This window comes from Leptolyngbya subtilissima AS-A7 (assembly GCF_039962255.1).
In the GTDB taxonomy this organism is placed as follows: domain Bacteria; phylum Cyanobacteriota; class Cyanobacteriia; order Phormidesmidales; family Phormidesmidaceae; genus Nodosilinea.
Map to the genome: position 1 here is coordinate 99,210 of NZ_JAMPKY010000005.1, position 24,993 is coordinate 124,202.

The 24,993-nt window shown below is 56.3% G+C and carries 21 protein-coding genes; 10 read left to right on the forward strand and 11 right to left on the reverse strand.

Annotated elements, in window-relative coordinates; genetic code table 11:
- Positions 1–648: 648 nt before the first annotated feature.
- Complete coding sequence (locus NC979_RS12170; protein WP_190521668.1) at positions 649–1,347, forward strand: hypothetical protein; 699 nt, start codon at positions 649–651, stop codon at positions 1,345–1,347.
- Positions 1,348–1,361: 14 nt separating this feature from the next.
- On the opposite strand, the gene NC979_RS12175 is transcribed toward NC979_RS12170, so the two are convergent.
- On the reverse strand, positions 1,362–1,901 hold the full coding sequence (locus NC979_RS12175; RefSeq protein ID WP_190521670.1) for a pentapeptide repeat-containing protein: 540 nt from the start codon (positions 1,899–1,901) through the stop codon (positions 1,362–1,364).
- A gap of 136 nt (positions 1,902–2,037) precedes the next feature.
- Entirely contained in the window at positions 2,038–2,382 is a 345-nt protein-coding gene (locus tag NC979_RS12180; protein ID WP_190521672.1) for a hypothetical protein, read from the reverse strand.
- Between the two features lie 242 nt (positions 2,383–2,624).
- Between NC979_RS12180 and NC979_RS12185 the strand changes: the two genes are divergently transcribed.
- Complete coding sequence (locus NC979_RS12185) at positions 2,625–2,939, forward strand: antibiotic biosynthesis monooxygenase family protein (protein ID WP_190521674.1); 315 nt, start codon at positions 2,625–2,627, stop codon at positions 2,937–2,939.
- A complete protein-coding gene (locus NC979_RS12190; protein WP_190521676.1) occupies positions 2,917–3,453 on the forward strand; it encodes a GNAT family N-acetyltransferase in 537 nt (178 codons plus the stop codon). The genes NC979_RS12185 and NC979_RS12190 overlap by 23 nt, the downstream gene beginning before the upstream one ends.
- A 28-nt stretch (positions 3,454–3,481) precedes the next feature.
- Here the strand turns inward: NC979_RS12190 and glcD are convergent, their stop codons facing one another.
- From glcD to NC979_RS12220, 6 genes are all read right to left on the reverse strand, one after another.
- The gene (gene glcD, locus NC979_RS12195; protein WP_190521678.1) at positions 3,482–4,954 is read right to left on the reverse strand and encodes a glycolate oxidase subunit GlcD; all 1,473 of its coding nucleotides are present in this window, start codon (positions 4,952–4,954) and stop codon (positions 3,482–3,484) included.
- Between the two features lie 155 nt (positions 4,955–5,109).
- Complete coding sequence (locus NC979_RS12200; protein ID WP_190521680.1) at positions 5,110–9,618, reverse strand: hybrid sensor histidine kinase/response regulator; 4,509 nt, start codon at positions 9,616–9,618, stop codon at positions 5,110–5,112.
- Between the two features lie 61 nt (positions 9,619–9,679).
- Positions 9,680–12,313: a methyl-accepting chemotaxis protein gene (locus NC979_RS12205; RefSeq protein WP_190521682.1), complete on the reverse strand. Its 2,634-nt coding sequence runs from the start codon at positions 12,311–12,313 to the stop codon at positions 9,680–9,682.
- 53 nt (positions 12,314–12,366) lie between these two features.
- The gene (locus NC979_RS12210) at positions 12,367–12,897 is read right to left on the reverse strand and encodes a chemotaxis protein CheW (protein WP_190521684.1); all 531 of its coding nucleotides are present in this window, start codon (positions 12,895–12,897) and stop codon (positions 12,367–12,369) included.
- 43 nt (positions 12,898–12,940) lie between these two features.
- A complete protein-coding gene (locus tag NC979_RS12215; protein ID WP_190521686.1) occupies positions 12,941–13,306 on the reverse strand; it encodes a response regulator transcription factor in 366 nt (121 codons plus the stop codon).
- Between the two features lie 252 nt (positions 13,307–13,558).
- Positions 13,559–14,830: a response regulator gene (locus tag NC979_RS12220; protein WP_190521688.1), complete on the reverse strand. Its 1,272-nt coding sequence runs from the start codon at positions 14,828–14,830 to the stop codon at positions 13,559–13,561.
- Positions 14,831–15,658: 828 nt separating this feature from the next.
- Here NC979_RS12220 and hmpF point away from each other — a divergent pair.
- A complete protein-coding gene (gene hmpF / locus NC979_RS12225) occupies positions 15,659–17,410 on the forward strand; it encodes a pilus motility taxis protein HmpF (protein ID WP_190521689.1) in 1,752 nt (583 codons plus the stop codon).
- A 69-nt stretch (positions 17,411–17,479) separates the two neighbouring features.
- The gene (locus tag NC979_RS12230; RefSeq protein WP_190521690.1) at positions 17,480–17,686 is read left to right on the forward strand and encodes a glycogen debranching protein; all 207 of its coding nucleotides are present in this window, start codon (positions 17,480–17,482) and stop codon (positions 17,684–17,686) included.
- 41 nt (positions 17,687–17,727) lie between these two features.
- Here the strand turns inward: NC979_RS12230 and NC979_RS12235 are convergent, their stop codons facing one another.
- Entirely contained in the window at positions 17,728–18,066 is a 339-nt protein-coding gene (locus NC979_RS12235) for a hypothetical protein (RefSeq protein WP_190521692.1), read from the reverse strand.
- Between the two features lie 120 nt (positions 18,067–18,186).
- Between NC979_RS12235 and NC979_RS12240 the strand changes: the two genes are divergently transcribed.
- Positions 18,187–18,396 carry an RNA-binding S4 domain-containing protein gene (locus NC979_RS12240; RefSeq protein WP_190521694.1) on the forward strand — a complete coding sequence of 70 codons (210 nt, stop codon included), beginning with the start codon at positions 18,187–18,189 and terminating at the stop codon, positions 18,394–18,396.
- 173 nt (positions 18,397–18,569) lie between these two features.
- Positions 18,570–19,013 carry a DUF6918 family protein gene (locus NC979_RS12245; RefSeq protein WP_190521696.1) on the forward strand — a complete coding sequence of 148 codons (444 nt, stop codon included), beginning with the start codon at positions 18,570–18,572 and terminating at the stop codon, positions 19,011–19,013.
- Between the two features lie 19 nt (positions 19,014–19,032).
- On the opposite strand, the gene NC979_RS12250 is transcribed toward NC979_RS12245, so the two are convergent.
- Positions 19,033–20,529, reverse strand: a complete 1,497-nt coding sequence (locus tag NC979_RS12250) for a TM0106 family RecB-like putative nuclease (protein ID WP_206755268.1) — start codon at positions 20,527–20,529, stop codon at positions 19,033–19,035.
- A gap of 85 nt (positions 20,530–20,614) precedes the next feature.
- Complete coding sequence (locus NC979_RS12255; RefSeq protein ID WP_190521698.1) at positions 20,615–20,791, reverse strand: hypothetical protein; 177 nt, start codon at positions 20,789–20,791, stop codon at positions 20,615–20,617.
- A 178-nt stretch (positions 20,792–20,969) separates the two neighbouring features.
- Between NC979_RS12255 and NC979_RS12260 the strand changes: the two genes are divergently transcribed.
- From NC979_RS12260 to NC979_RS12270, 3 genes are all read left to right on the forward strand, one after another.
- Positions 20,970–22,181: an aminotransferase class V-fold PLP-dependent enzyme gene (locus NC979_RS12260; RefSeq protein ID WP_190521700.1), complete on the forward strand. Its 1,212-nt coding sequence runs from the start codon at positions 20,970–20,972 to the stop codon at positions 22,179–22,181.
- Positions 22,182–22,245: 64 nt separating this feature from the next.
- Positions 22,246–24,168: a tRNA uridine-5-carboxymethylaminomethyl(34) synthesis enzyme MnmG gene (gene mnmG, locus NC979_RS12265; protein WP_190521702.1), complete on the forward strand. Its 1,923-nt coding sequence runs from the start codon at positions 22,246–22,248 to the stop codon at positions 24,166–24,168.
- Positions 24,169–24,211: 43 nt separating this feature from the next.
- Positions 24,212–24,991: an SDR family NAD(P)-dependent oxidoreductase gene (locus NC979_RS12270; RefSeq protein WP_190521704.1), complete on the forward strand. Its 780-nt coding sequence runs from the start codon at positions 24,212–24,214 to the stop codon at positions 24,989–24,991.
- Positions 24,992–24,993 lie beyond the last annotated feature (2 nt).

The window sequence follows — 24,993 nt, forward strand, 5'->3', positions numbered from 1 at the left end:
CCGCGCTAGGGTTCAGCACATATCGCAGCGCTAACCAAGCACCTATATAACGCTCCATAAGATACTCAAAATAATTGGGTGAAAATAAGCGCGAAAGATATATCTGGCTTGCTAAGTAGCCAAATTAAAGAAATAAATTGAATTCGTTAATCAATTGTCAATATCAGGCACGACAATGCCAGCTGATATCCTCACGCTTTAGTTCTTGCAAACCAACGTGATTTAGATTTCAGAAAATATTGACTCTCCAAGACCAGCAATTAGGTCTTATGCTTCAACCATCAAATTTGTTGGCTGAATCAGTATTAGAGATAACGGTTTGAAAACGATAAGAAAGTGATGTACTCATAGCTGGGAGCAAAAGCTGAGAATCAAGCTCAGGCATCTAATGATGAGAATAACGATGTCGGGACGATTTCAGCTCAGGTGCGATCGAACTCAGGTATTAGCGCTAACTCCTCCTACAGATAGTTTTTTCGTCATCAGGATGAAATACCGAAAAAGTTCTGAGCCTCTGGTCTTCTGTGTGGAGTTGCAAAAGGCCTTCTCTAGGTGTTGATGGTAGAGGTGCACTGTGGTTGCATGGGCTTTAGATAGATTGTTCCTCACCGTCGGTCAATGATTATTTCACGGCTAAGAAGAATTGGGTTGCTGGTAGTTATCCTGGTAGCCTGCGCGGGGTGTCAAACGGCTCTGCTGCCCGCCTCGCCCCCCGTGCCGGAAGCTACGACGCTCACCCTTGAGGCTACGGCTCAGGGCAATGGAAAGTTTGCCCTCGTCGGCACCACGAACCTACCCAACGATACTCAACTGACGGCGATCGCCCTGCGCCACTTGCTACCTCAACGCACTACCTCTGGCGATCGCCCCCTCTATTCGGTGCTCGACTACCAGCCCGTCACCGTTGCGAATGGTCGGTGGTCGGCCAAGCTGAATCTCTGGCAGGTGGCCGTCGATGGCCGCTACCAAGAACCTTGGCAGGCCCAGGCTGATGCCCTTGATTTAGCCGCTCAACCCAGCAAAACTGTACAATTTGCCATTGTGTTGGGCCCCCACCATTTGGGTGCAGCTCTCAACGGCAAGCTAGCTCAAAACGGGCAGCAACGACTAGCAAATGTGCTGCGAGTAACCTCCGGTGGAGAACCGTTTTTGTGGGCCGATCAGGTGCTGGCGGTGGCTCTGCCCAGCGGGCAAACTACTCCCCCCGCAGACCTGCTAGCCCGCACCAATGAAGGCTGGGGCGATCGCTACCTGCTGGTGCCAGAACCACCGCTGCCCTACACCCTCACCCCCGAAGACGAACGCCAAACTACCGCTCCCCTAAGCCCAGACGAACTGCTGCGCTAGGGTTGGCTTAAGTGTTAAGACATGGCTTGCGGCACGAAAGCGCACTCTGAATCACGTATAGTGCCGTCAGGCATGACAGTTTGGCAGAACTTAGCGCCAGTTAGGTTGGCCTTGGTCAGGTTGGCCCCGGTCAAATTGGTGTAGCGCAGGTTGGCCCAGTAGAGGTTGGCATGGCTAAGGTCGGCTTTGGTGAAGTTAGCCCCTTCTAAATTGGCATGGCTAAGGTCAGCGTGGTCGAGACAACAGTCGCGCAGGTCAGCATTGATCAGCGTGGCACGGTGGCAGTGAACCTTGCGTAGGTCGGCTTCGCGCAGTACGGCATTGGCCAACGAGGCACCGCGCAAATCGGCTTGGGCTAGGGTAATTTGATAGCCATCAATGTGGGTCAGGTCAGCCTGGTATAGGTTGGCCCGCGTGAGGTTAGTGCGGCGCAGGTCAGCATTGGCCAGGTGGGCTGCTGCCATGTTTAACCCCTGCAAATTTAGCCCGTGCAGGTCGCGGGCACCCGACTGGTAGTAGCGATTGACGAGTTCTCTCAGGGTAGCTGGGGTCATTGCTGTAATGCCCTCTAAATAACGTTAAGAAAAGTGCAAAAAATAATGGAGGCGGTCGTTAGACCTACCCCCATTGTCGCGCTGCGATCGCACTAGCGCATCAAGCATTACAAGAATGCTACATTCTCAGGTAAGCCTAAACGGCCCCTACACCTTTACCGCGCTCATCGGACTCGGTGGTTACCTTACCTTGTTCTTCGTTTTGATTAATTTCGCGCAGTTCAGCCACACGCTCGGCTTTTTCGGCCTCTGCTTCTTCGCGTAGGTCACCGGGCTCATTGATATACATTTCAGGCTCGATGGGGTAGTTATTGGCGAGACCTTCTTTGTCTACAGTTTGCCCACCGCTGGGGTCAATAGAACTGTGAGTCTCATCGCGGGTTTGCTTAAAATTACCGCCCTCACGCTCTTTACGGGCAGCGGTTTCTGCTGGAATAATATGCGGATCGTAATTGTCGCTTTCGGCTCTAGGGGTAGACATTAAAACCTCCGGTAAGAATATAATTAAGCGATTTAAGTAGGGTAAATTTCTCAGTTACCTACCATCGCTGATGCAACTTTAGAGCGATACCTCCTCCACTTGTATCTACCAGGAGGCTGAGGCTGCCACTATGACCTTGGAAGGAGGGGTCTAACCTGATTTTTTGATGGCGAAGGTAAATAATTCTGCTGTCGCTGTGCAAAAAATTAGAGGCTTGGATCTTTCAAAAATAAGGACGTCTGATGGTACTAGAAATTGCTATTTTAACGATTAAAGCGGGTGCTCAAGTCGAGTTTGAGAATGCTTTTCAAAAGGCTTCTACTATCCTTGTCGAGATGCCGGGCTATATTTCCTGCGAATTGCAGCGCTGTATTGAAACTAAAAACCAGTATGTGCTGCTGGTGCGTTGGCAGACTTTAGAAGACCACACCCTCGGGTTTCGGCGATCGCCAGAATATCAAACCTGGCGTGCTCTGCTGCATCATTTCTACGAGCCTTTTCCTACGGTTGAACACTATGAAACCGTATTGAGCCATGGAAATCTTCCCCAAACTTGAAACTCCACGGCTGTGGCTACGCCAGGCAACTGAAGCCGACACAGATGCTATCTTTTCGCTCTTTTCAGACTCCAGGGTGACCCAGTTTCATGACCTCGATACCTTCACTCAGCTTGATGAAGCTAAGGCGGTCATTGAACGGCGCAGAGTAGGATTTGAAACCGATCGCGGTATTCGTTGGGCGATCGCTCTTAAGCCTAGCAATTCTCTCATTGGTTCCTGCGGATTTACCTGGGATAGAGCCTCAAATCGGGCGGAGGTGGGCTACGAACTGGCTAGTCAATATTGGCGACAAGGCATCATGACTGAAGCGTTAAGCGCCATTCTCACCTACGGCTTTGAGGTAGAGAGTTTGGATAACATTGTTGCGGAGGTGATGCTAGAAAATATTGCCTCTCAACAGTTGTTAAAAAAGCTGGGATTTCAAAGCCAGGGCGTGCTCAAAAACCACGGCTTTTGGAAAGGAAGACATCACGATTTAGAACAGTTTTTGTTGCCCAGACCGCAGACCTAGGCGGTAGCCTTTTTCAGCTAAAGCCATCCTAAAAGCGCTCCACATTGGGCAGGGTCACGGCCGCTATGCTGTGAGCCGCTTCACCGCAAGTGCGGGGGGAGGGTAATAGCTTGGTGGGGTTGGCCAACATCTCGGGGTCGAGAGCCTGGCGTACCCAGCCCATTGTCTCCAAGTCCGCTGGCGAAAACATATCGGGCATGTAGCAGCGCTTGTCGGCCCCAATGCCGTGTTCGCCCGAGATGCTGCCACCCACGCGCACGCACAGCTTGAGAATGTCGCCGCCCAGATCTTCCACCTGCTCTAGCTGGCCAGGGATAGCGTTGTTGTAGAGAATCAGCGGGTGTAGGTTACCATCGCCCGCGTGAAAAACGTTGGCCACTCGATAGCCGTGCTTGTTGCCCAAAGCCTCAATTTCTTTTAGCACGTAGGGCAGCTGGGTGCGGGGAATGACGCCATCCTGCACATAGTAGTCGGGGCTGAGTTTGCCCATAGCGGCAAAGGCGGCCTTGCGCCCCTTCCACAGTCGCAGTCGCTCTTCAGCATCGGTGGCGATGGTGATAGTCCGAGCCCCATTCTGGCGGCAGAGGTCAGCAATGCGATCGCCCGTAGCCGTCACCTCCGTCGGCAATCCATCGATCTCAATCAGCAAGATCGCCGCCGCATCGCGGGGGTAGCAGTTGGTGGCCACCACGTCTTCCACGGCGTTGAGGCTGAAGTTGTCCATCATCTCCATCCCAGCGGGGATAATGCCCGCGCTGGTAATCGCCGACACCGCTTCTCCCGCTGCCTCCACCGAGGTAAAGTCAGCCAGCAACACCTGGATCGACCGGGGCGCTTTAAGAATGCGCAGGGTAATTTCGGTGGCAATGCCCAGGGTGCCTTCAGAGCCCACGAATAGCCCGCACAAATCGTAGCCAGGGGTTTCGTCAACCTCGCCGCCGAGGTTGACGATGTCGCCCGTGGGCAGCACCACCTTGAGACCCAGCACATGGTTAGTGGTCACTCCGTACTTAAGACAGTGCACCCCGCCCGAGTTTTCGGCCACGTTGCCCCCCACCGAGCATACCGACTGGCTAGAGGGGTCAGGAGCGTAATAAAAGCCCGCTCCGCTCACGGCCTGGGTGACCCAATTGTTGATCACCCCCGGCTGCACGACTACTTGCTGATTGTCTAGATTCACCGAGAGAATCTGGTTCATGGTGGCAGTGACGATCAGCACCGAGTCTTCGATGGGCAGTGCCCCGCCTGAGAGGCCAGTGCCCGCCCCCCGCGCCACAAAGGGCACCTGAAAGCGATCGCAGATCTTGACCGCCGCTGCCACCTGCTCGGTGGTTTTGGGCAGCACTACCACGGCGGGTCGCTGGCGATAGCTCGTCAGTCCGTCGCACTCGTAGACCAAAATTTCTTCTTTGCGGCGCACCACGCGATCGCTCCCGAGCGCGGCGCTAAAGGCGTCAATAATCGGTGCCCAGTCAATGCGCGATCGCTCTGCTACAGTCATGGCCCACACTGCTCAAGATGTCTGTGATCCTAACCTGAACTGCCGTCGCCCAACAGTGCGATCGTCCCCCGTTAGGGGCTCGACCATACCGATGAGCACTCCGACAATGAATTCCTCCGTCATTCGCCCTTCCTGCGACTGGCGGTTGTTAGCCCTTAGGTTTCAGGCTCGTCAGACATCTTTCGAGGAATCATGTTCTCACCTTTGAGCATGCGCTTGGCCGCATCCAGCAGCATTTCCTCTAGGTAGGGCTTGGTAAAGTAGCCTTTAGCCCCTAGATCAACGGCCATCTGCCGGTGGCGATCGGCCCCTCGAGAGGTCAGCATAGCGGTGGGAACCTGGCTTAGGGCGCTGTCTTTCTGCATGCGAGAGAGCAGCTCTAGACCATCCATGCGGGGCATTTCGATGTCACAGAAGACTAGGTCACAGGGCAGGCCAGAGCGCAGTTTCTCCCAGGCTTCCTGGCCGTCGCGGGCCTGTTCGACCCGGTAGCCGATCTTGTTGAAGCTCATCGACAACAGTTCACGCACCGTAATCGAGTCATCCACAATTAGCACCGTTGGGTCAGTGTGGACGACGGTCTCAACCGGTTCTTCATCCGCCGTCTGCGCCCACAGCGAGGTTGAAGCATCGCGCCGCAGACGACCGCTGGCCAGATCAATCAGCTCCAGCACGTCGGCGATCGGCATGACACGCCCGTCACCTAGCACCGTGGCACCAGCAATGCCAATGGGCTTAGGCACTGGCCCTTCCAGCTGTTTGATCACAATCTCCTGTTCGCCAATCACCTGGTCAACTTGGAGCGCAATAAAGGTGCTGGCGCTGCGCAACACCACCATAGAAACCACGTCCTCATCCTGAGGGCCACCGTAGACCCGACCCCGACCCAAACTGCGGTTGAAGCGCAGCAGATCGCTGAGGGGCCGGAAGGGCAGCAGCGTGTCGCGCCAGAGAATGCAGGCGTGACCCTGGGCGTCGGTTTGAATGCGCTCCTTGGGCACGTCGAACATATCCTCAACCCCATCCATCGGGAAGGCGATGCGGGCCTGGTTGTTGACGCAGCTCAGGGCCTTGGTGATGCTCAGGGTGAGCGGCAGGCGGATGGTAAAGCTGGTGCCTTTGCCCACCTCAGACTCGACGGTGATCGAGCCGCGAATGTCGGATAGGGCGGTGCGCACCACATCCATACCCACGCCGCGTCCAGAAAAGTCGTCGGCCTGATCACGGGTGCTAAAGCCCGGTAAAAACAGCAGATCGTAGACCTCGATCTCGGTCATGGTTTGGGCCTCGGCGGGGGTAATGAGCCCCTGCTTGAGGGCCTTAGCCTTGACCACCGCTGGATTGATGCCGCCGCCGTTGTCGGCGATGTAGATGACCGTTTGGTTGCCCTGGTAAAAGGCCCGCACAGTAATGGTTCCTTCTCGTCCCTTGCCCGTGGCCAAGCGCTCTTCGGGCGACTCAATGCCGTGGGTAATGGCATTGTTGACCAGGTGGGTCATTGGGTCGTAGAGGCGCTCTAGAATCATTTTGTCGATCAGGGTGTCACGCCCTTCGACCACCAGCTGGGCCTCTTTGCCGCACTTCAAAGAAATATCACGCACGGCACGAGGCAGGCGCTCCGCGGTTTGACCGAAGGGCACCATGCGCGCCTTATTGAGACCCTCTTGCAGCTGGGTGGTAACCTGACGAAACTGGCGGGCAATCTGGTCGGTGGAGTCAATGGTGAACTCAATGTCCGACGAGGCTTCCCGCACTCGCACAATCAGCTCAATCATCTCCTGGGAGAGAGTGTGGAAGCCGGTGAAGCGGTCCATTTCGAGGGCGTCAAAGGTGGCCCCGGTGGCGTGACCGCCGCCTCGGTCAGAGGATGAAACCCCTAGGGCAAAGGCTTGACGGTTGGCAATTAGCGAGCTTTCTAGCAGCGATCGCTCGTATAAATCGCGCATGCGCTGCCCAACGTCGTTGAGCTGCGAGACCTGGTGCAGCAGGTTATCGAGAAACTGCCGCAGGCGTTCTTGGTCTTGCTCTAGGGAGTTGCGGTTGACCACCAGTTCCCCTACTAGGTTGCTGAGGGTGTCGAGGTGACCCACCGAAACGCGCATGGTTTGGTCGGTGGTGTTGGCGGCTCGGCGGGGCGATCGCCTTGCTGCCTGCATCGATGCGGTCCGCCGAGTTCCTAAGCTTGGGGCTGACCCGCCGAGCTGATCGGCTTCTTCCAACAGCTTCTCAAGATCGCCAAACTCATCGTCGCTGCTATCAAAGCTGGGGCTGGCGGCTGGTAGCCCATTATCTGGCTGACCTGGAGCCACTGTATCGATAACTGGGAACTCCTCCCCAAGCAGGGCCTCTAAATCATCGAAGCTGTCGTCATCCCCACCATCGTCATCGAGACTTCGGCGGGCGGGCGTAGGGGTAGCCTCGGTGTAACCGTTGCCGTTGTAGGCATCTCCCTCAAAACCATCGAAGGCATCGTTGGACAGGCTCAGCTCGCCGTTCAAAGAACCATTTGAGTCAGCAAACAGGTCAGCTTCAAAGACAGGCTCATCTAGTAAGCTTTCCAAATCGGCAAAACTTGCTTCCTCTGCCGATGTCTCGGGCCACCCCCCATCCTCAAAAGAGGTGACGGTTAGCTCAGCCCCATCGCCATCATTGGTGGGAATGTCAAAACTGGCGTCGGCCTCGGTTGCAGCCAGCTCAGGCTCCACGATGGCTTCGTCAGGGGCGTCATCAAACGCGAGGTCAAAAGCACTGTCGGTGAGGTTCAGCTCCCCAAATGGGTCATCTAGTAGGGCGTCGGCCTCCCCGAAAAGATTTGCCGCCTCTGCCTCTGCCGCGTCTGCGTTGGGAATGTGATTGTCTGGAGTGAACAGACGCGACGAGCCACCGCTAAATAACCCATTGTCGTTAGCGCTGAAGCTATCATCATCACCGCTTGAGCTATCCAAATCAAGCTCTAGGTGCAGCTCAGGCATGGTGTGGGCATCGTCATCGTCGATGAAATCGTCATCGTGGAGCGAATCAAAGAAGCTATCAACCTCATTGCTATCAGCACTGGCCGCACTTGCCTCAGCAGACTCGCCTATATCAAAGAAATCATCTAGAGGTGCGTCGGCCATTTCCTCTGTGCCAAAGTTGATCTCATCGTCGAGAAAATCCGCCAGGGGGTCTACGGCGGCTTCGGCGACCACCGTAGACTCTGATGCCGCATCTTCGGTGAGCAAGTCGGCCACAGAATCGCCAGGATCTGTGCTTGAATTGGGCTCGCTCCCCGCAGCGGGTTCGGCTCCTGTGCCGGCATCGAGGTCGTATCCAAACAAGCTGGCCATATCGTCAATGGCAGGGTTTTCAGCGGTGTCAGGTTCGCCAGCGGTCGCCTCGGTAGCAAACAAATCGGCAAACTCAGAGTTGTCGTTATTGGCGGTAACGTCAGCGTCTAGGTCTAAATCATCCAGGGAGACCTCTGAGAAATCCTCTTCCCAGATGTCGGTTAGGCTCGCGGGGGCACCCTCAAACAGGTCGGCCAGACTGTTGAGTTCTGCTGTTCCTACCTCTGGACCCACATTGCCGGCTGTTCCCTGGGGCATGACGGGTTCGGTGGGCAGCGGCGTGTCAAATTGGCCAAAGACCGACTCTAAACCGGTTTCGGTCACATTGTCGGCGCTGTCTAGGGTCAGGTCTTCGAGCCAGTTTTCGGTGTCGGCTAGAGCCAGATCGTCGGCGTTGCTTTCCTCCGCAGCCGCAAACAAATCAGCTAGGTCAGGCCCATCAGAATTGTCGTTAAGCGCTTCGGCCAGCAAGGCATCAAGGGTAGAGTCGTCGCTACCCAACTCGGGCTCGGCTGAAACGGGGAGCAGGTCTTGCAGCGTTCTGGAAGCGGCTACTTGGTTAATGCCTCCGGCTAGCACCTGATCCTGAGCCTGCTTGAGGTCTTTGATCACCACTGGCGCTAGGGTGCGGTAAGTCTGGTCAGGATTTGCGATCGCCCGCTCAACCACCTGGGTCAGACTGCACCACTGAGCCAGCTCAAACTGTTCGCCCACGCTGTGCATGCGCTGGCAGAGCCGGCTGAGTGCCTGGCGAGACGTGCTATTGTCGGGCTGCTTGAAGGTGGCCAGCATATCGCGCAACAGCGCCGGAACATCGCTGCGAAACACAAGCTGGAGGGCGCTGGTCTCGGGGTGAGGTGCTGCCGCTACCATGGTAGAGCGCGGCGGCGTGGCGGCGGGGACAGCCGCTGGGGCGGCGGCTATTAGAGCGTCGAGGTGAGCTTCAGCCTGTACAAAAATGGGCTCCAGAGGAGCCATAATTTCCTGAGCTTGGTCGTTGGTCAAGCCAAAGGGGCTTTGCAGCTGCTCTAGCTGCTCTTGCAGCCCATCGAAAATTTGCAGCAGCATGGTTTCTAAGTCACGATCGGGACGCATCGGCGACTCTTTCATGACTTTAAAGAAGTCTTCCATGCGATGACTGGTGCGCTGAATACTGTTCAGCCCCAGCATGGCCGCCCCGCCTTTCACCGAGTGGGCCGCCCGAAACACCTCGTTCATCATCTCCGAGTCGTTGAGGGTGTCCGCTAGGTTCAGCAAACCCTGCTCGATGGTGTTGAGATGATCCTTGGCTTCTTCAATGAAGTACCCCAAGATGCGTTTTTGATCTTCAGGCGACATGTCAATTCCCCTCTGAATGCTTTTCGACCGTGTCCGGCTCACTCCCGTTGACTAACTGCACCTAGCTGTCTGATTTATTCACTTTAAAGCGCTCCACTGAAGTCAGCAGATCGCGGGCAACCCCCACCAGATTTTGCAGCGAACCTGACACCCGTTGGGCCTCCTGGGAAGTTTCCTGGGCGGTAAGTTCTACTGATTGCATGACCTGGGCCACGGCGCGGGAGGTTTCGGTCTGCTCTACGGTGTCAGCGGTAATCGATCGCACCAGCACGTCAATGCGGTTTGACACTTGAATGATGTCTTCTAGCGATCGCTTCGCCTGCTCTGCCAATCGGGTGCCCTCAATCACCTGCTGGGTGCCCTCTTCCATAGCGGTCATCACCCCGCCCGTCTCACTTTGAATTTGCAGCACGATCTGCTCAATCTCTTTAGAGGCTTTGGCGGCCCGGTCAGCCAGCTGCCGCACCTCGTCAGCCACAATAGCAAAGCCCCGACCCGCTTCCCCAGCCCTTGCCGCTTCAATACTAGCGTTGAGCGCCAGTAAGTTGGTGCGGGAGGCAATCTGCGAAATTAACGCCACAATCTTCGAAATTTCCTGGGAAGACTCCGCCAGACGCTTCACCTTACGGGTCGTCTCGGCCACCGTTTCGCGAATCTCGAGAATACCTGCTACGGTGCGCTCCACCGACTCACCCCCTTTAAGGGCAGTAGATGATGCGGTACGAGCTACTTCCTCGGCCTCGCGAGCGCTTTCGGCCACCCGCTGAATCGAGTCAGTCATCACCTGCACCGAGTTCAGCGTCACCGCGAGTTCCTCGGCCTGGCGCAGGGCGTCTGCCGATAGGCTGCGGGCAAAAATCTCGTTTTCCGTAGACCCCTTGCTCACCTGGCGAGCGGCTACACTCACCTGTTCTACAATCTCCCGCAGGTTTTGAATGGTCAGGTTAAAGGAGTCGGCTACGGCGCCAAGCACGTCAGCAGTTACCTCTGCCTGCACGGTCAAGTCGCCCCGGGCCGCCCCTTCCACGTCGTCTAGCAGACGAATCACCTGGCGCTGGAGGTCTTCCTTAGCCTGCTCTTGCTCCTGGGCCTTGCGCTGGGCTTCACTAGTAGTGGTCAAAATCACCCGCGACATTTTGTTAAAGCTGCTGGCTAGGCGACCAAACTCGTCTTCGGTAAACACCGTGGCCCGGGCCGACAAGTTGCCCCTAATCACCGTGTCAAACTGCTGCTGTAGGTCGTCAACACTGCGGCCTACCTGGCGGTGGGCCAACCGTCCAACCACTAGGGCTGAGCCAAACCCGGCTACTCCACCCGCTAAGGCCATGGCCGCGTGCACGGCCTTGGGCATCGATCGCTCTGGCTGTAGGGTCGAAGCGGCAAAATTAATGACGCCTACCGCTAGGGCCGAGGCAACGCCGGCAGCAATAGCAACGATCAGCTCTTTAGTCGGCAGGGGAGCATTGTCTAAAAAGCCCAACCAGTCTTGCTCAGTGGTTACCGCTTCCACATCGTGGCTATCGGTTTGGGTAAACACAGGCAGGCTATCGCTAGCACCCGCAATGCTAAAAATGTCATCGTCGCTGATCACCGCCTGATCGTTCATATCGCTGAGGTCAAAGGCGGAAGTGCCTCCGCTAAAGCCACTATCGTCAGTTGAAGTCAGCCCTGAGGTGCCCACTGAGGGTGTAGTAAACCCAGCGGAACTGTCTGATAGCTCAAAGTCAGGTAGGTTACCCAGGTCGTCAAAGTCGCTAAATTCGTCTAAAAAGTCAACGTTGCTGCTGGGCTGGGTGCTGTCGTCTAGGTCAGGCATGTATCCATTGGCGGCGTAGCCGTTGTAGTCGAGATCGGCGCTATCGCCAGCGGTGTCGAGGTCGTCGATCAGGAGATCGGGCTCAGGGGCAAAAACCGTCATGTCGTCGCCGCCGTCATCAGCGGGGGGCCAACTCTGGTCAAAGCTTTGGGAGGCCAACTCCATATCACTATAAAGATCGCCTCTCTGAGCCTCGGTGGCCCCGCTAAAGGGGTCATCGCCATTGCCCACCTCAAGGGAATCAAAAGAGGCATCGTCATCAAAGGTGATGTCGTCTAGGCTCTCTTGGTCCTCAGCCCAGCCACTGCCGGAGTCAGTGCCAAAACTAAGGTTAGCCCTGTCGTCAGGATCGGTAGCAAAGGGATCGTCGGTCGTAAAGGGATCGGCCAGGTAGGTATCGCTAAACCCGACATTGGCGATCGAACTGGGCATGTCGTCCTCAAGGCTAAAGTCGCCGAGGTCGAGCTGGCTATCTGACAGCCCAGGAGCACCATTGGCTCTAACGCTGCTCTCTAAACCCATCGACATTGAAGCACCAGCGTCGAAGAAAGTATCTCCGGCATCGGTTTCGTAATCCATAGCCGTGCCGGAGGATGCCTCCGCAGCAAACTGACTGGCATAGTCGAGACCGTTGCTGGCATAGTCGACGTATTCGGGCTCTGAGGTGAGATCGAGTACGGCACTGTACTGGGCCGCAGCTACGTCATATCGCTGTAGGCCGTAGCAGTAGATATGGCCCCGCAGTAGCAGCACGCTGGGATCGTCGGGGTAATCGTCGGCTAGCTGATCGATAACTGCCGCAGCCTCCGAGTAGTTGCCCTGTACGTAGGCTCGTTCTGCTTTTTGATAGGCTTGAGAGTAATCGATGCCTGAAGCCATGGTCTTCTCCTGCCGGTGCAAATGTCCTAAGGGGGTTAAGGATGGGGCTAAGCCTAGGTGGCCCAGCGAGCTGAACGAATAACAGCAACGTGGTCAAGCAGCCTAAGGGTTTTGTTTTCCTCAGCGTCAATGATCCATTCACCGCGCAAAAATGGAGCCATTGTATCCGGGCTATTATCTGACACCCGGGTCTTGTCAGGGTTGAGCCAGCGGGTGCCCACAATTCGATTAACGGCCAAGCCTAGCATAGTTCCCTGATCTTCAATGGCGATGACCGAAATCTCTGGGCGATCGGTGTTTAGTACCGATGAATACCCAAGAAACTGACCCAGATCAGCGACCCACACCACCCGTCCCTGCTCGTTGAGGGTACCCAACAGCAGGTTCGACACATTGGGTATGGGAGTGATGCGATCGGGGGGCTGCTCGATAATGCGACGAATGCCGGTGGCGGGCAGCGCGAATTCATCTTCGGGAGTCACAAAGAAGCGCAAAAATAGCTCGCCATCAGGCGTTTCCAGCTCTTGCAACTCTGGATCTTGGTCTTGCCCAGTCTGGGTGAGAAAGTCAGGATTACCTACCATAAGCTTGTTGTTACGTTACCCTCTGTTGCTTCACGCTTGAGTTCTACCCCCTCAGCAGCTGCTTGACTGTGCCAACCAGTTCGGTAGGTTGAAACGGCTTGGCAATGTAAGCGTCTGCCCCCTGTTTCATGCCCCAGTAGCGATCGAATTCTTCACCCTTAGAAGAGCACATTACCACCGGCAAGTTTTGGGTAGAGGGATCGGCTTTAATGCGGCGACAGAGCTCGTACCCGTTCATCCGAGGCATGACAATGTCGAGCACAACCATGTCTGGGCGGTGGCTCTGAATTTGCTCGAGGGCTTCCATGCCATCGCTGGCTACGGTAACGCTGAGGCCAATACCCCTTAATAGCTCGGTAATCATCTCCCGTTGAGGAATACTATCTTCTACCACCAGAACTGTACTCATAGGTTGATTCAAAAAAGGCCAGCTAAATGGCCAGACGTAAACCGTCAGTGACGCTGTGCTACCGCTGGTCGAGGCTTAAGTCACAGATTGACCACGTTTAAAGCAGCCGTTAAGGACTCCAAACCTGTGACTCTAACGTACCCTCAAACGCAGACTATGCTGTCGGTTTAGATAAATTAATCAACCGGGTTGTTTAGATTATGGCGAATCCTGTTGAAATTGATCTAAAAACCCTTTTTAAGCTAAGGAATGTTAATTGGGCATGGGGGCCTTGCTAAAGTCGACGTCGAATTCGTCTTCGATGGCTTCGGCTAACAGGGTGTCAGGACGGGGCCGGTTGATGTCGCCAGGGCCAGCATACTTTTCTACCAGTGCTAGCAGCTCGCCAGGGCCAAAGGGCTTAGTCAGGTAGTCAGTTGCGCCGACCATTCTGGCTTTAACTCGGTCTAAGAAGCCATCCTTGCCGGTGAGCATGACAATGGGAGTTTGGCGAAAGGCGCTGGAGTGTCTAAGCATGGCGCATAGCTCGTACCCATCGAGCTCGGGCATGGTGATGTCGCAAAGAATTAGGTTGGGTTGCAGCTGAAACAGCAAGCCCAAAGCTTTGAGGGGGTTGCCAATGGAGGTGGCCTCATAGCCTTGCCCAGCGAGAATGCGTTCTACGGCCTGACGAACGGTGGTGCTGTCGTCGACGCAGACAATACGGGGTAGGCGATCGGGCCCAGGCCGTTGGTTCTGAGGGGCTAGGTCTACCTCAGCAGGACCGTAGACTAGGCTAATTTGTCCCTGTTGCAGTGCGGGGACTAGGCTGCGAGCGACGCTGAGCAGATCGCGACTAAGGTAGCGGGCAATGCGGCGAATAGAAGTTTTGCCGTCCATCCAGGTAACCATGCGCCGGTAGACCTGGTTGGACACGCTGGCCTGAAAGGCTTCGGGAGCTAGCAGAATGGGGCACTGGTCGGGTGATTGCAAATGGGGGTGCAGCTGATGCCAGGTTTGAATTTGCTGGGTGATGCCTGTGACTAGGTCACTGATGGTGTGGGTCATCAGCTGGGGACTAAGGGCTGAGCTGAGCTGGAACACAAAGGCTCCGTGGTGAAGGCTCAGCAGGTCAAAAAGGGTCTCGTGCACCATGTGGCTTAGAATGGTGCGGCCTTGGTCGGGGGTGATCAAGTGCTGCTCGAGTAAAGCCCACAGGGTGCCGTACTCGAGGGAGTTAAAGGCTGCGATCGCGGCGGTAGTGCTAGGGTCGGGCAGCGACTGGTCGATGCCGTAGCGATGCAGATGGTCACGCAGGCGATCGAGCTTGTTGTCGGTGGTGCCGGCGTAAACGAGCTGCCCGTTGGCTAAAAATACAATCCAGGAGCGAGAATCAGTCGCCGTCAGCCCACCGTCGAAGGATTGATTAGAAGACTGGTTGTTAGTGCTGCTATAGCTTTCTAGGTACAGTTCGCCGGTGCGCTGCCCCAGCTCGATGAGCTGCAGGATGCTGCGAATATCGATTTCTGACAAGTAACCCTGCATGAGGCAACCCAAGATGGGAACAGCACCTGATTAGCCAGGCCAGGAAGGTCGGGGGCTGAATTCAGCATGCCCCAACTAGAAACCCAATCGTACCCTTTGATCCTCTTGCCATAACGATTGCCCTGCTAGAGGGCCGTGCCGCTATGCTGAAGTGTTTAGTTTTAGGAGGGCAATCGCGTTAGTTCAGGATGGAAGGGGCTGGGAACCGGTATTCTCCGGTCTGTTCTCAGTATACGGCGCTTCGCTAGAGATGCTGCGTGGTAAGGTCACGGTGCTCTGCTCGGTGGAAGAATTTTTGGGAACTCTAAAAGTGTGCTTCCAGCTGGAGATGCTGACCGGCTGTGATCGCTTACCCAATATGCCGATTTTACCGAGCCAAAATTAGCTAAGATTCCCATTAGCTTTGGCATCAGCGGTAGCATCCCCATGGATAAGTAGAATCAGCTCTAGCCGTCAGTCGAGGCTGATGCGGTTCATAGCAGTTACGTTGTCGCTGCTGTGGTGCGATCGCAGTTTTTCTGGCTGCAGGGGCTTGAACTTTACCCTGACTCAAAAGGTTTGCGATAGGGTTTATGGGTAAGCAAAATTACAACTACGATAGACGGTAGCTTTGGTGATAGATGGGATGCGTGGAAATTGGGGCTCTGAGCTAATCTAGAGCTAGCTAGATAGTGCATCAGGACGCATTGACGCAGCCACCAAATCGTTCATCATAATACAGGCAGCCCCGTGCCACCTCGCTCTCGACCTACGATGCAAGGCTCTTAAAATTACTGCATCAGATTTATTTCCTTAACATTAACGTTCTAAGCCACGAGGACCACCAGCGTGCTGTACCTAGCAGAAGTCCAGAAAAAGACCGGGTTTATTGGCAGCGGCAAGCCTGAGTTTAAGCTACTTGCCTGTCAGCGTAGCGAAAATAGCTGGAGCGCCGTGACCGGGGACGAGACCCTAGTGGCCCCCGACGACGCCTCTTACAACGCTGGTGCCCTAGTAATGGTGGAGGTCAGCAATAACCGCCAAATCCAGCGTCATTATGAGGCGGGGCGATCGCTGACCACCATTCTGCAAAATTTCTCTAACCTGAGCAAAAAGTCAAAGACCCAGGAAGAAGAGATCGAGCAGTGGAAGCAGTCACTTACCTTTCAAAGTCAGGAACTCAACCGCCGTGAGCTAGAGCTAGAAACCCGCCAGGAGCAGGTCGAGCAGGCCGAAGCCGATCTTGAACAGCTAGATGCCCAGCGGCAAGAGCTAGATCAGCTGCGCCAAAGCCTTGAGCAACAGCAGGAAGAACTCACTCGAAAAAATCAGGATCTCGAAGGAGCTTGGGCCCACCTCAATGGTGAAATGCGCCGCCTGGAAGAGCAGCGGGCTGAGGGTAGTTCAGCCGCTGGCCTCGACCCAGACCAGGTGGCCAACCTGCAGGGTGCTCTCAACCGTCTTACCGAAGCCGTGATGCCCGTTGAAGCACTGCGAGATCCGCTCACCCATGCCACCGATGGGCTGAACTACCATCAGGGACTGCTGGGCGACTATCGACAAGCACTCGAAGACCAGCGCCCGGGCTTGGAACAGCGCCAGCAGGAGCTAGATCAGCAGGCTAGCCAGCTCAATCAGCGCTGGGCCGACTGGCGTCAGGCCGAAGCCGCGCTGATGGCCAAGCGCGAAGAGCTAAAGCTGCGTCAGCAGATGGTTAAAACCCAGCAGGAGCAGATTCAAACTCTAACGGATACCCTGCAAGCCCAGGCGAACCTGCACCAGAAAATCTACGACCTGCTCAACACTACTGATAAGGTGCGGCTGAGCAAAAAGGTCGATGTGGCCGCTTTGGAGGCAATGGATTTAGACCATCTCCAAACCATGGTGGGTGATCTGGAAAAAGATCTGGAGAAAATGTCTCGCTTTGTCTCCGATCAGGAAGAGGAGCTGACCCTAGAGCAGCAGGCCATTGATGAGATTCAGCTCAAGATTGAGCAGGCCAGTGAGTTTGAGCGCCTTCAGCTAGAGACCGAGATTGAAGAGGAGCAGGATCGCTACCAAATGCTTAACGAGACCCTGGTGGGCCAGCGGCGCAACCTGCTGGAGCGTGAAGAAGTGTTAAGTCAGCATCAGGCGGTGCTGCGACGACGCCAGGGCCTAACAGTGGAAGAAACGCAGGTTAGTGCTGTCGATCTAGAGCCTTTGCTCAACACCATTGATATTCAGCGCCAGCATACGACAGATACGATTCAGGCTCTAGAAACTGAGGTCAAGAAGCTCCAGGACGGCATTAGCCAGCTCAAGAGAGAGATTGAATCTGCTGAGTCGGCCCTGACTACCCACCGCTCTGAGGTGGAGGCGTTTGAGGCAGATCTGCGGCGGCAGCAGCAAGATCTAGTGGGCTTGATGGGCAAGCTAGCGGTCTGTGAAGAGCTGCTTAACCCGGCGCAGGAAAGCGTCAATGGGCTAAGGCAGTCTTTAGAGAACCTAACTGGGGCAGTTACCAAGCTTCAGGAAGTTAACGATTACCAATTGCAGGCGATCGCAGAGCTGCGCCAAACCGTGGCCAGCGTCGGCACTCCCCAGGTAGCTGCTTCCTAAGATCTGCCTCAAAAACAGAGGTTTCAAGTGCTAGAGTCGGCTAATAGACGTCTAGAGGCACAACCGAACATGATTTGGGTCAACGAACAGATTGATCCGTCAGGGATCATTTACTCGTGCATTGCCTGCAGCGACGAAGCCCAGGCGCAGGACTGCTACCAGTCGTTTTTGGACAACCTGTCTGAGGAGCAACGAGCCGCTGGCTGGGTCGCCCAAATACGCACCGTTGAGTCGTGGGATGAGGTGCCTGTCAACGCACTAAAGCTGAGCTATTGAGGTCAAATAGCCAGGGTGCGAGTAGCCAGGCAAGACAGAGACTAGTGACTAGATTGCCGCCAGCGCCAGCGCTGATCGAGTAGCGTGCGACTCAGCACTCGCACGGGATCTTGCGATTCACCGGAGAAGAGGGCAAAGTCTATGGGTCCCCAGGTTTGCTCTGCCTCTTCTGCCAAGGCCAGTAAACAGGGGTCGTCGAGGGCGATGCGATGGTCAAACCGCAGGGTGAGTAGGGGCAAGCCCCCATGCCCGGCGCCAGTAATAACCCCCCAGTCATACTGGTCTAACAGCGCCTGGAGCGACGCGCTGGCGGCGCAGCGAAATTGCTCAAGCTGCTGTTGCTTTTGTCTAAGTTCTTGCAGGAGTTGGTGATTGGTCAACTTCGAGCCCCTTCACTGGCAGCAGTGATATAAACACTCTTACTTGAGTGTAAGGGGCGGTTTAGCCTCTAGAGTTGAAGACTTTCTATTGCTCTTTCACGCCATTCTTCTGATAGCCCTATGCCCAGTATGGATTACATCAAACTCGACCAGTTCTTGAAGCAAATGCAGGTGGTTTCTACGGGGGGACAGGCCAAGCTGATGATTCAAGACGGCGAGGTGAGCGTCAATGGTGAGGTCGAAACCCGGCGGGGGCGCAAGCTGATAACCGGCGATCGCGTCTCTCTAGACGGGCAGACCTGGGTTGTCGATCTGGCGGCTCTTGAGTAGACAGCTTCACACTAGAAGACGTTACTGAGCAAGCGGGCCAGCGACAAGGGTTGCCCTGCAAAGTTTATCGATGTGTTAAGCAATCTCGAATCTTACCCAGGGAATGCTGATCTAGCCTTAGAGCTATAGAAGATGAGACCAGTACAAAACCTTTTACTGAGATTTTGAGCGCTATGGGGTTAAGCGATATTTTAAGTGACAAGGCTGTGAAGGCCCAGGTGGTGGCTGACTGTGCCTCCCTTATCGATAACCAGGTGGCCTCTAAGGGTGGTTTTGGGGGCATGGCCCTGAAAACCACCTACGGAGTCGTCAAGGGGATGAACTCAGGCTACATTCCTGGGGCCATTGGGCGGATGTTGCCCGAGGTGGTGGCCTCCCTAGAACCTATGTGGACCGAGGGCGAGCAGGCGGGTGATCCAGTGGCCTACCTGACTCAGAACCAGGTGCGAGCTGCCGATGTCATTTTGGGAGTGACCGATCGCCGCATTGCCAAGACCGACAATGGGGTGGTGCGATCGTCGTATACCAAGCTGCGCAAGTCGGTGAAAGGCGACGTGGAGAGCGCTGTACCAGAGCTAGCCAAGATTTTTGGCCGCTACAGCGTGGTTGTCTCCTAGGCACTGGAAGACGGACTGCTTAGCCGATGGTTTGGTAGAGCTGATCCCAGTAGGGTTCGGCGAATTTGACTAGCCAGTCTTTGATGTGGTAGGTGGCCCGGCAGTCGTCTTCGTTGTAGCGCAGGATCGCATCCAAGTAGGTGCGATCGCCAGTTTCGGTCCAGGCGTTGTACCAGCAAATTGACTGAGCTCCGTTGGCTCCCTCGTCGCGCCAGTCAAAGCCCATCCAGCGGGCAATGTGCTTGAGGGCATAGCTCTCGATGGGCAGAGTGACGCCATCGGTGATGCACTTGTGAATGTCAAAGAAGCGATCGAGCAGCGTCTCAATGCGACGGTGGGGAGTGCCGTAGAGCTGCCCCAGCTTGCGAACTGCCTGGGCCTCGTAAGGACAGAAGTGGTAGATCGGCGCGTAGGGATAGGTGTGCACCAAATCGAGAAAATCGTTCCAGGCGCGGCGCTCCTGATGCTGGTTTTCGGCTAGCAGGGCGTGGAAGTTAGTGTCGCCCGTACGGTGGTTAACCACCAGTACTCCGTGGAGATAGATCAGGTTCTGATCGGGGGCGGCCTCGATATCGAAGTACAGCTCGACTTCGCCCTCGGGTAAATCTTCGGGCCACAGCGGGAACCCATGGGGAGCGTGGGGGGCGCTGCGCGGAATAGCGCGGTTGTCGATCAGGGCCTGGGCCTGGTGAACTAACTTTTCGGCCACTTGTTCACCAAAGCCAGGCAGGGGAGCAAGGTGGGCAGGACTGGCCAGGGCCAGGGCGGCAACGGTGGTGAGGTGATGCTGCTTCAGCAATTCGTAGCGGGCAGGGGTGACCCCCGGCAGCAGCGATAGATGGCGGGTTGCTCTGGCCTCGGTGTAGCAATGGTTGAACCAGTGGCAGAGATCGCAGCGGCTGTGGGAAATAAACAGCTCAGGCGTAGCTGTACTGCGCAGATCCCTAAGGCAATCGTTGAGCACCATTTGCAGCTTAGGTACCAGCCGCGCCAGGTCGATGTGGTAGGTTTGCCCACCGCGCAGGGATAGGCAACTGGTGTCAGGCCACACCCCCTGCACCCGCGAGAGCACGTAGGCATGGTAAGCCGCGACCACCTGATAGTCGAGCTTTGGCTTTTTGCCCAACTTGATATCTACAGGCACATAGACCCAATCGCCCCAGCACGACCAGCCGGGCCGCTTGATCAGCAGGTCGGGCTGGCTCACCAACTGCACCCCATCCATGGCCGAGGGAGCCGCCAATACCCCCTGGCGAATGGCCTCAACGCCCTCGGCCATCAAATCTAAAGTGGCTTTTGCCCCAGCAGCCCAGTCGCCCGATGGAAACTCGGGTCGGTAGAGGGGATAGTAATCTTCAAGCACTCGCTCACGGTGAGAGAAGCTGTCTTGGCGCAGCTTGAGCAGGTAGTCAGAGGGGAAGGTTTGCTGAGTGCGATCGCCATACAGATCTAAAAAGGCCCGCCGACTACAGCGCTGGTAATGAAACAGCACATCGTCGGTGAGCCATTGAATCAAGGGTTTAGGCGTTGTCGTCTCAGCGGGAAGGCTCAGGGGGCTTTGCGAGCCACCCCCTGAACTTGAACGCGGTGGCAAGGGGTGGCTAACAGACAAAGCGAGTTATAGGGCAGGTGTTAGAGAACAAAGAAAGGGGCTGCTGTTGCGGATGCACCAAAGCTGCAGCAGAACCGCTTAGAGTGCCGACGGGCATGGCCACGCCGCAGTGCTGCGACAGCCATTGCTGAGTATCATCGCTCCACTGCTGCCAATCACTTCCCATAGCTGACCACTGGGTTGGGCTCAATCCCACGGTTTCTTATTCTAAGCATGTTATACCCTACAGCGGCTTCCGGGGAAGCGGGGCACGGTTTAGGTCGTTTGAGAATGGACTGAGGCTGCCCCCAGGGTTGGGCTGGGTGGTATAGGGTTGAAAAGATGCCTTTAATCCCCTAACCGTGATGGATTCTTCTGCCGCTGTGCTCGATCGCCTCGCTCTCCACCGCCAGCAGTTCCCGGCCCTGAGGGGTAAGCAGTACTTCAACTATGGTGGGCAGGGGCCGATGGCTCAAGCTACCCTAGACGCTATTTTTCAGGCCCACCAGCGGATCCAGGAAATGGGGCCATTCTCGGGGGCAACCAACCAGTGGATCATGGCCGAGGCAGCCCAAACCCGGGCGGCGATCGCCGCTGAACTGGGCACCACTGCCGACACCATCACCCTTACCGAAGATGTCACCGTCGGCTGCAACATTCCCCTCTGGGGCATCGCCTGGAATACTGGGGATCACATGTTGCTGTCAGACTGCGAGCACCCCGGCGTGATCGCCGCCGTGCAGGAAATTTGCCGTCGCTTCGGTGTCACCTACAGCCTCTGCCCCCTACTCGAAACCGTGAATGGCGGTGACCCAGCCGCAGTCGTGGCTGATCACCTGCAACCCAACACTCGGCTGCTGGTAATTAGCCATATTTTGTGGAATACCGGCCAGGTCTTGCCCCTGGAGCGCATCGTTGAAGTCTGCCGCGATTGCCCCAACCCGGTGCTAGTGCTAGTGGATGCGGCCCAGTCCGTCGGTGCTCTGCCGCTGGATCTGCCCGCTTTTGGGGTCGATTTTTACGCCTTTACCGGTCACAAGTGGTGGTGCGGCCCCGCCGGCCTAGGCGGGCTCTACGTGCGCCCCGAGGCGATGGCGCAGATTGCTCCCACATTTATTGGCTGGCGCGGCATTACTACCGATGCTGCCGCCAACCCCACCGGCTGGAAGCCCAACGGGCAGCGCTACGAGGTGGCGACCTCAAACTATCCGCTGCTGGCGGGGGTAAGGGCGGCGATCGCCCATCAGGCCGAGTGGGGCACCGCAGCCCAACGCTACCAACGTCTGGTGGAACTCAGCCAGCGGCTGTGGTTGCAGCTGCAAGAGCTGCCCTACCTTCGCCCGGTGCGGCAAACCCCACCGGATTCTGGCCTAGTTTCCTTTTGGATTTTAGAAAATGGCGAACCTTCCCCAGCCTGGCACAAGCGATTGGTGGATGAGCTGGAGGGCCAGAATATTTTTCTCCGCACCCTGCAAGCGCCCAACTGCGTCCGCGCCTGCACCCACTACCTCACGCTGGAGTCAGAAATAGATGGTTTAGTAGCTGCTATTAAGAGCATCCTCTCAGGCTTGACATAAACCCAAAGACCCACCGGCAACCCGCTAAACTAGAAGTCCGTGAGTACTATTTTGTCCAGACTGCATGATCGCCCCAGGTGTTGCCGACTTTCTCGATGAATATGATGTGGTCGTCGTTGGTGGTGGCCACTCGGGCTGTGAGGCGGCCTTAGCCTCGGCGCGCCTGGGCTGTCGCACGCTGATGATTACCCTCAACCTCGACAAAATTGCCTGGCAGCCCTGCAACCCCGCCGTGGGCGGCCCGGCCAAATCGCAGCTCACCCACGAAGTCGATGCTTTAGGGGGCGAAATTGGCAAAATGGCCGATCGCACCTACTTACAAAAGCGCGTACTCAATAACTCCCGTGGCCCTGCCGTGTGGGCGCTGCGGGCCCAGACCGATAAGCGCGAATATGCCAACGTGATGAAAACCATCGTCGAAAACCAGGAGAACCTGGTGATTCGCGAGGGCATGGTGACGGATCTGGTACTTGGCCCCAACGACGAGGTGGTGGGGGTCGAAACCTACTTTGGTGTGGCCTTCAAATGCAAGGCTGTCATTCTCACTACCGGCACCTTTTTGGGCGGCACAATTTGGATTGGTGACAAATCAATGGCAGCAGGCCGGGCTGGGGAGTTCGCTGCCACCGGCCTGACTGACACCCTCAACCGCCTCGGGTTCGAAACGGGGCGGCTCAAAACCGGCACCCCAGCGCGGGTCGATCGCCGTTCGATCAACTTCGACGTGCTCGAACCCCAGCCCGGCGATGACGACGTGCGCTGGTTTAGCTTTGACCCCGAGGCCTGGGTTGAGCGTGAGCAAATGCCCTGCCACCTCACCCGCACCACTGCCGCTACCCACCGGCTCATTCAAGAAAACCTGCACCTGTCGCCGATCTACGGCGGTTGGGTCGATTCGAAAGGGCCTCGCTACTGCCCTAGCATCGAAGACAAAATTGTGCGCTTTGCCGACAAGGAGAGCCACCAGATTTTTCTGGAGCCCGAGGGCCGCGACATTCCTGAAATCTATGTACAGGGCTTTTCGACTGGCCTGCCTGAAAAACTTCAGCTGGCTATGCTGCGCACCCTGCCGGGCCTAGAGCAATGCGCCATGCTGCGCCCCGCCTACGCTGTGGAGTATGACTACCTGCCCGCCACCCAGTGCTATCCCACCATGATGACCAAGCGGGTTGAGGGGCTTTTCTGCGCCGGTCAGGTGAATGGTACCACTGGCTATGAAGAGGCTGCTGCCCAGGGCTTTGTAGCTGGGCTCAACGCGGCGCGGCTGGTGCGGGGGCAAGAGCTGCTGGTGTTCTCCCGCGAGCAGAGCTATATTGGCACGCTGCTCGACGACCTCTGCACTAAGGATCTGCAGGAACCCTACCGCATGCTGACGTCGCGCTCAGAATATCGACTGCTGCTGCGATCGGATAATGCCGACCAGCGCCTGACCCCCCTGGGCCGCGAGATTGGGCTAATTGACGATCGCCGCTGGGAGATCTTCACCCGCAAGTACGACAACATTGCCGCCGAAAAAGAGCGGCTGCAGGAAACCCGGGTCAAAGAGCACGATGAGCTGGGCCAGCAAATTGCGGCGGATACTGACCAGCGCATCAAAGGCTCGATTACCCTGGCCGATCTGCTGCGCCGTCCGGGGCTGCACTACGGCGACTTAGAGCGCTATGGCCTCGGCAACCCGTCTCTAATTCGCGAAGAAAAAGAGGGGGCCGAGATCGACATCAAGTATTCGGGCTACATTCAACGGCAGCAAAACCAAATCGACCAGGTAGCCAAGAGCACCAACCGCAAGCTGCCCGAAACCCTCGACTATATGGCGATCGACACCCTTTCAAAAGAGGCGCGCGAAAAGCTAAATCAGGTCAAACCGCTGACCATTGGTCAAGCGTCGCGCATTGGCGGCGTTAACCCTGCCGACGTCAACGCCCTGCTGGTATACCTGGAGATTCAGTCGCGGCGTGGTCAGGCGATCCCAGCGGCAATTCGTTAGAATCAAGCCGATTCTCTCTAAGCTGACTCTCTGGGGACAAACCATGGCCAAGCCAATTCTGATCACCGGAGCTTCTAGCGGCATTGGCTATGAACTGGCTAAAGTGTGCGCGGCCCATAACCACGACCTGGTGCTGGTTGCCCGTCGGGAAGAACCCCTGCTAAAGCTTAAGGATGAGCTACAGCAGGCCCACGGTGTGCAGGTGCTCACCTACCGAGGTGACCTCACCGATGCCAATACCCGCCACCAGTTCTATGACTGGACTCAGTTCAAGGGCGTAACGCCCTACGCTTTGGTGAACAACGCTGGCTTTGGGTCGCTGACCGCTTTTGCCGAGGCCGATTGGGACAAGCAAAACGCCATGCTTCAGCTCAACATTGTGGCGCTGACCCACCTGACGCGACTGTATCTGCCTGCCATGATTGCCCAGGGCCAGGGCCGCATTCTCAATGTGGCCTCTACGGCAGCGTTTTTGCCGGGGCCGTATATGGCGGTGTATTACGCTAGTAAGGCCTACGTGCTGTCGTTTACCGATGCGATCGCCACTGAACTCGAGGGTACTGGCGTCACCGCTACCACCCTCTGCCCTGGCCCCACTCAGTCAGAGTTTCAGACGCGGGCTGAGATTAAAGACGCCAAGCTATTTGCGAGCAAAACCCTGCCCACCTCAGCGGCAGTCGCCGCCTATGCCTACACAGCGATGGAAAAAGGCCAGCGCATTGCCGTCCACGGAACGACTAACAAAATGATTTCCCTGGTAACCCGGCTGCTGCCCCGCAAAAATTTGGCCGACGTCACTAAGGGCCTGCAAAAGCCTGCCTAGGT

What these genes read in the sequence shown, in the direction of transcription:
- NC979_RS12190 (WP_190521676.1), top strand. Translation starts at nt 2,917, where the DNA reads ATGGAAATCTTCCCCAAACTTGAAACTCCACGGCTGTGGCTACGCCAG.
- mnmG (WP_190521702.1), top strand. Translation starts at nt 22,246, where the DNA reads ATGATCGCCCCAGGTGTTGCCGACTTTCTCGATGAATATGATGTGGTC.
- NC979_RS12205 (WP_190521682.1), bottom strand. Translation starts at nt 12,313, where the DNA reads ATGGCTTCAGGCATCGATTACTCTCAAGCCTATCAAAAAGCAGAACGA.
- NC979_RS12200 (WP_190521680.1), bottom strand. Translation starts at nt 9,618, where the DNA reads ATGTCGCCTGAAGATCAAAAACGCATCTTGGGGTACTTCATTGAAGAA.
- NC979_RS12215 (WP_190521686.1), bottom strand. Translation starts at nt 13,306, where the DNA reads ATGAGTACAGTTCTGGTGGTAGAAGATAGTATTCCTCAACGGGAGATG.
- NC979_RS12180 (WP_190521672.1), bottom strand. Translation starts at nt 2,382, where the DNA reads ATGTCTACCCCTAGAGCCGAAAGCGACAATTACGATCCGCATATTATT.
- NC979_RS12245 (WP_190521696.1), top strand. Translation starts at nt 18,570, where the DNA reads ATGGGGTTAAGCGATATTTTAAGTGACAAGGCTGTGAAGGCCCAGGTG.
- NC979_RS12210 (WP_190521684.1), bottom strand. Translation starts at nt 12,897, where the DNA reads ATGGTAGGTAATCCTGACTTTCTCACCCAGACTGGGCAAGACCAAGAT.
- NC979_RS12260 (WP_190521700.1), top strand. Translation starts at nt 20,970, where the DNA reads ATGGATTCTTCTGCCGCTGTGCTCGATCGCCTCGCTCTCCACCGCCAG.
- NC979_RS12175 (WP_190521670.1), bottom strand. Translation starts at nt 1,901, where the DNA reads ATGACCCCAGCTACCCTGAGAGAACTCGTCAATCGCTACTACCAGTCG.
- glcD (WP_190521678.1), bottom strand. Translation starts at nt 4,954, where the DNA reads ATGACTGTAGCAGAGCGATCGCGCATTGACTGGGCACCGATTATTGAC.
- NC979_RS12230 (WP_190521690.1), top strand. Translation starts at nt 17,480, where the DNA reads ATGATTTGGGTCAACGAACAGATTGATCCGTCAGGGATCATTTACTCG.
- NC979_RS12270 (WP_190521704.1), top strand. Translation starts at nt 24,212, where the DNA reads ATGGCCAAGCCAATTCTGATCACCGGAGCTTCTAGCGGCATTGGCTAT.
- NC979_RS12185 (WP_190521674.1), top strand. Translation starts at nt 2,625, where the DNA reads ATGGTACTAGAAATTGCTATTTTAACGATTAAAGCGGGTGCTCAAGTC.
- NC979_RS12240 (WP_190521694.1), top strand. Translation starts at nt 18,187, where the DNA reads ATGCCCAGTATGGATTACATCAAACTCGACCAGTTCTTGAAGCAAATG.
- NC979_RS12220 (WP_190521688.1), bottom strand. Translation starts at nt 14,830, where the DNA reads ATGCAGGGTTACTTGTCAGAAATCGATATTCGCAGCATCCTGCAGCTC.
- NC979_RS12255 (WP_190521698.1), bottom strand. Translation starts at nt 20,791, where the DNA reads ATGGGAAGTGATTGGCAGCAGTGGAGCGATGATACTCAGCAATGGCTG.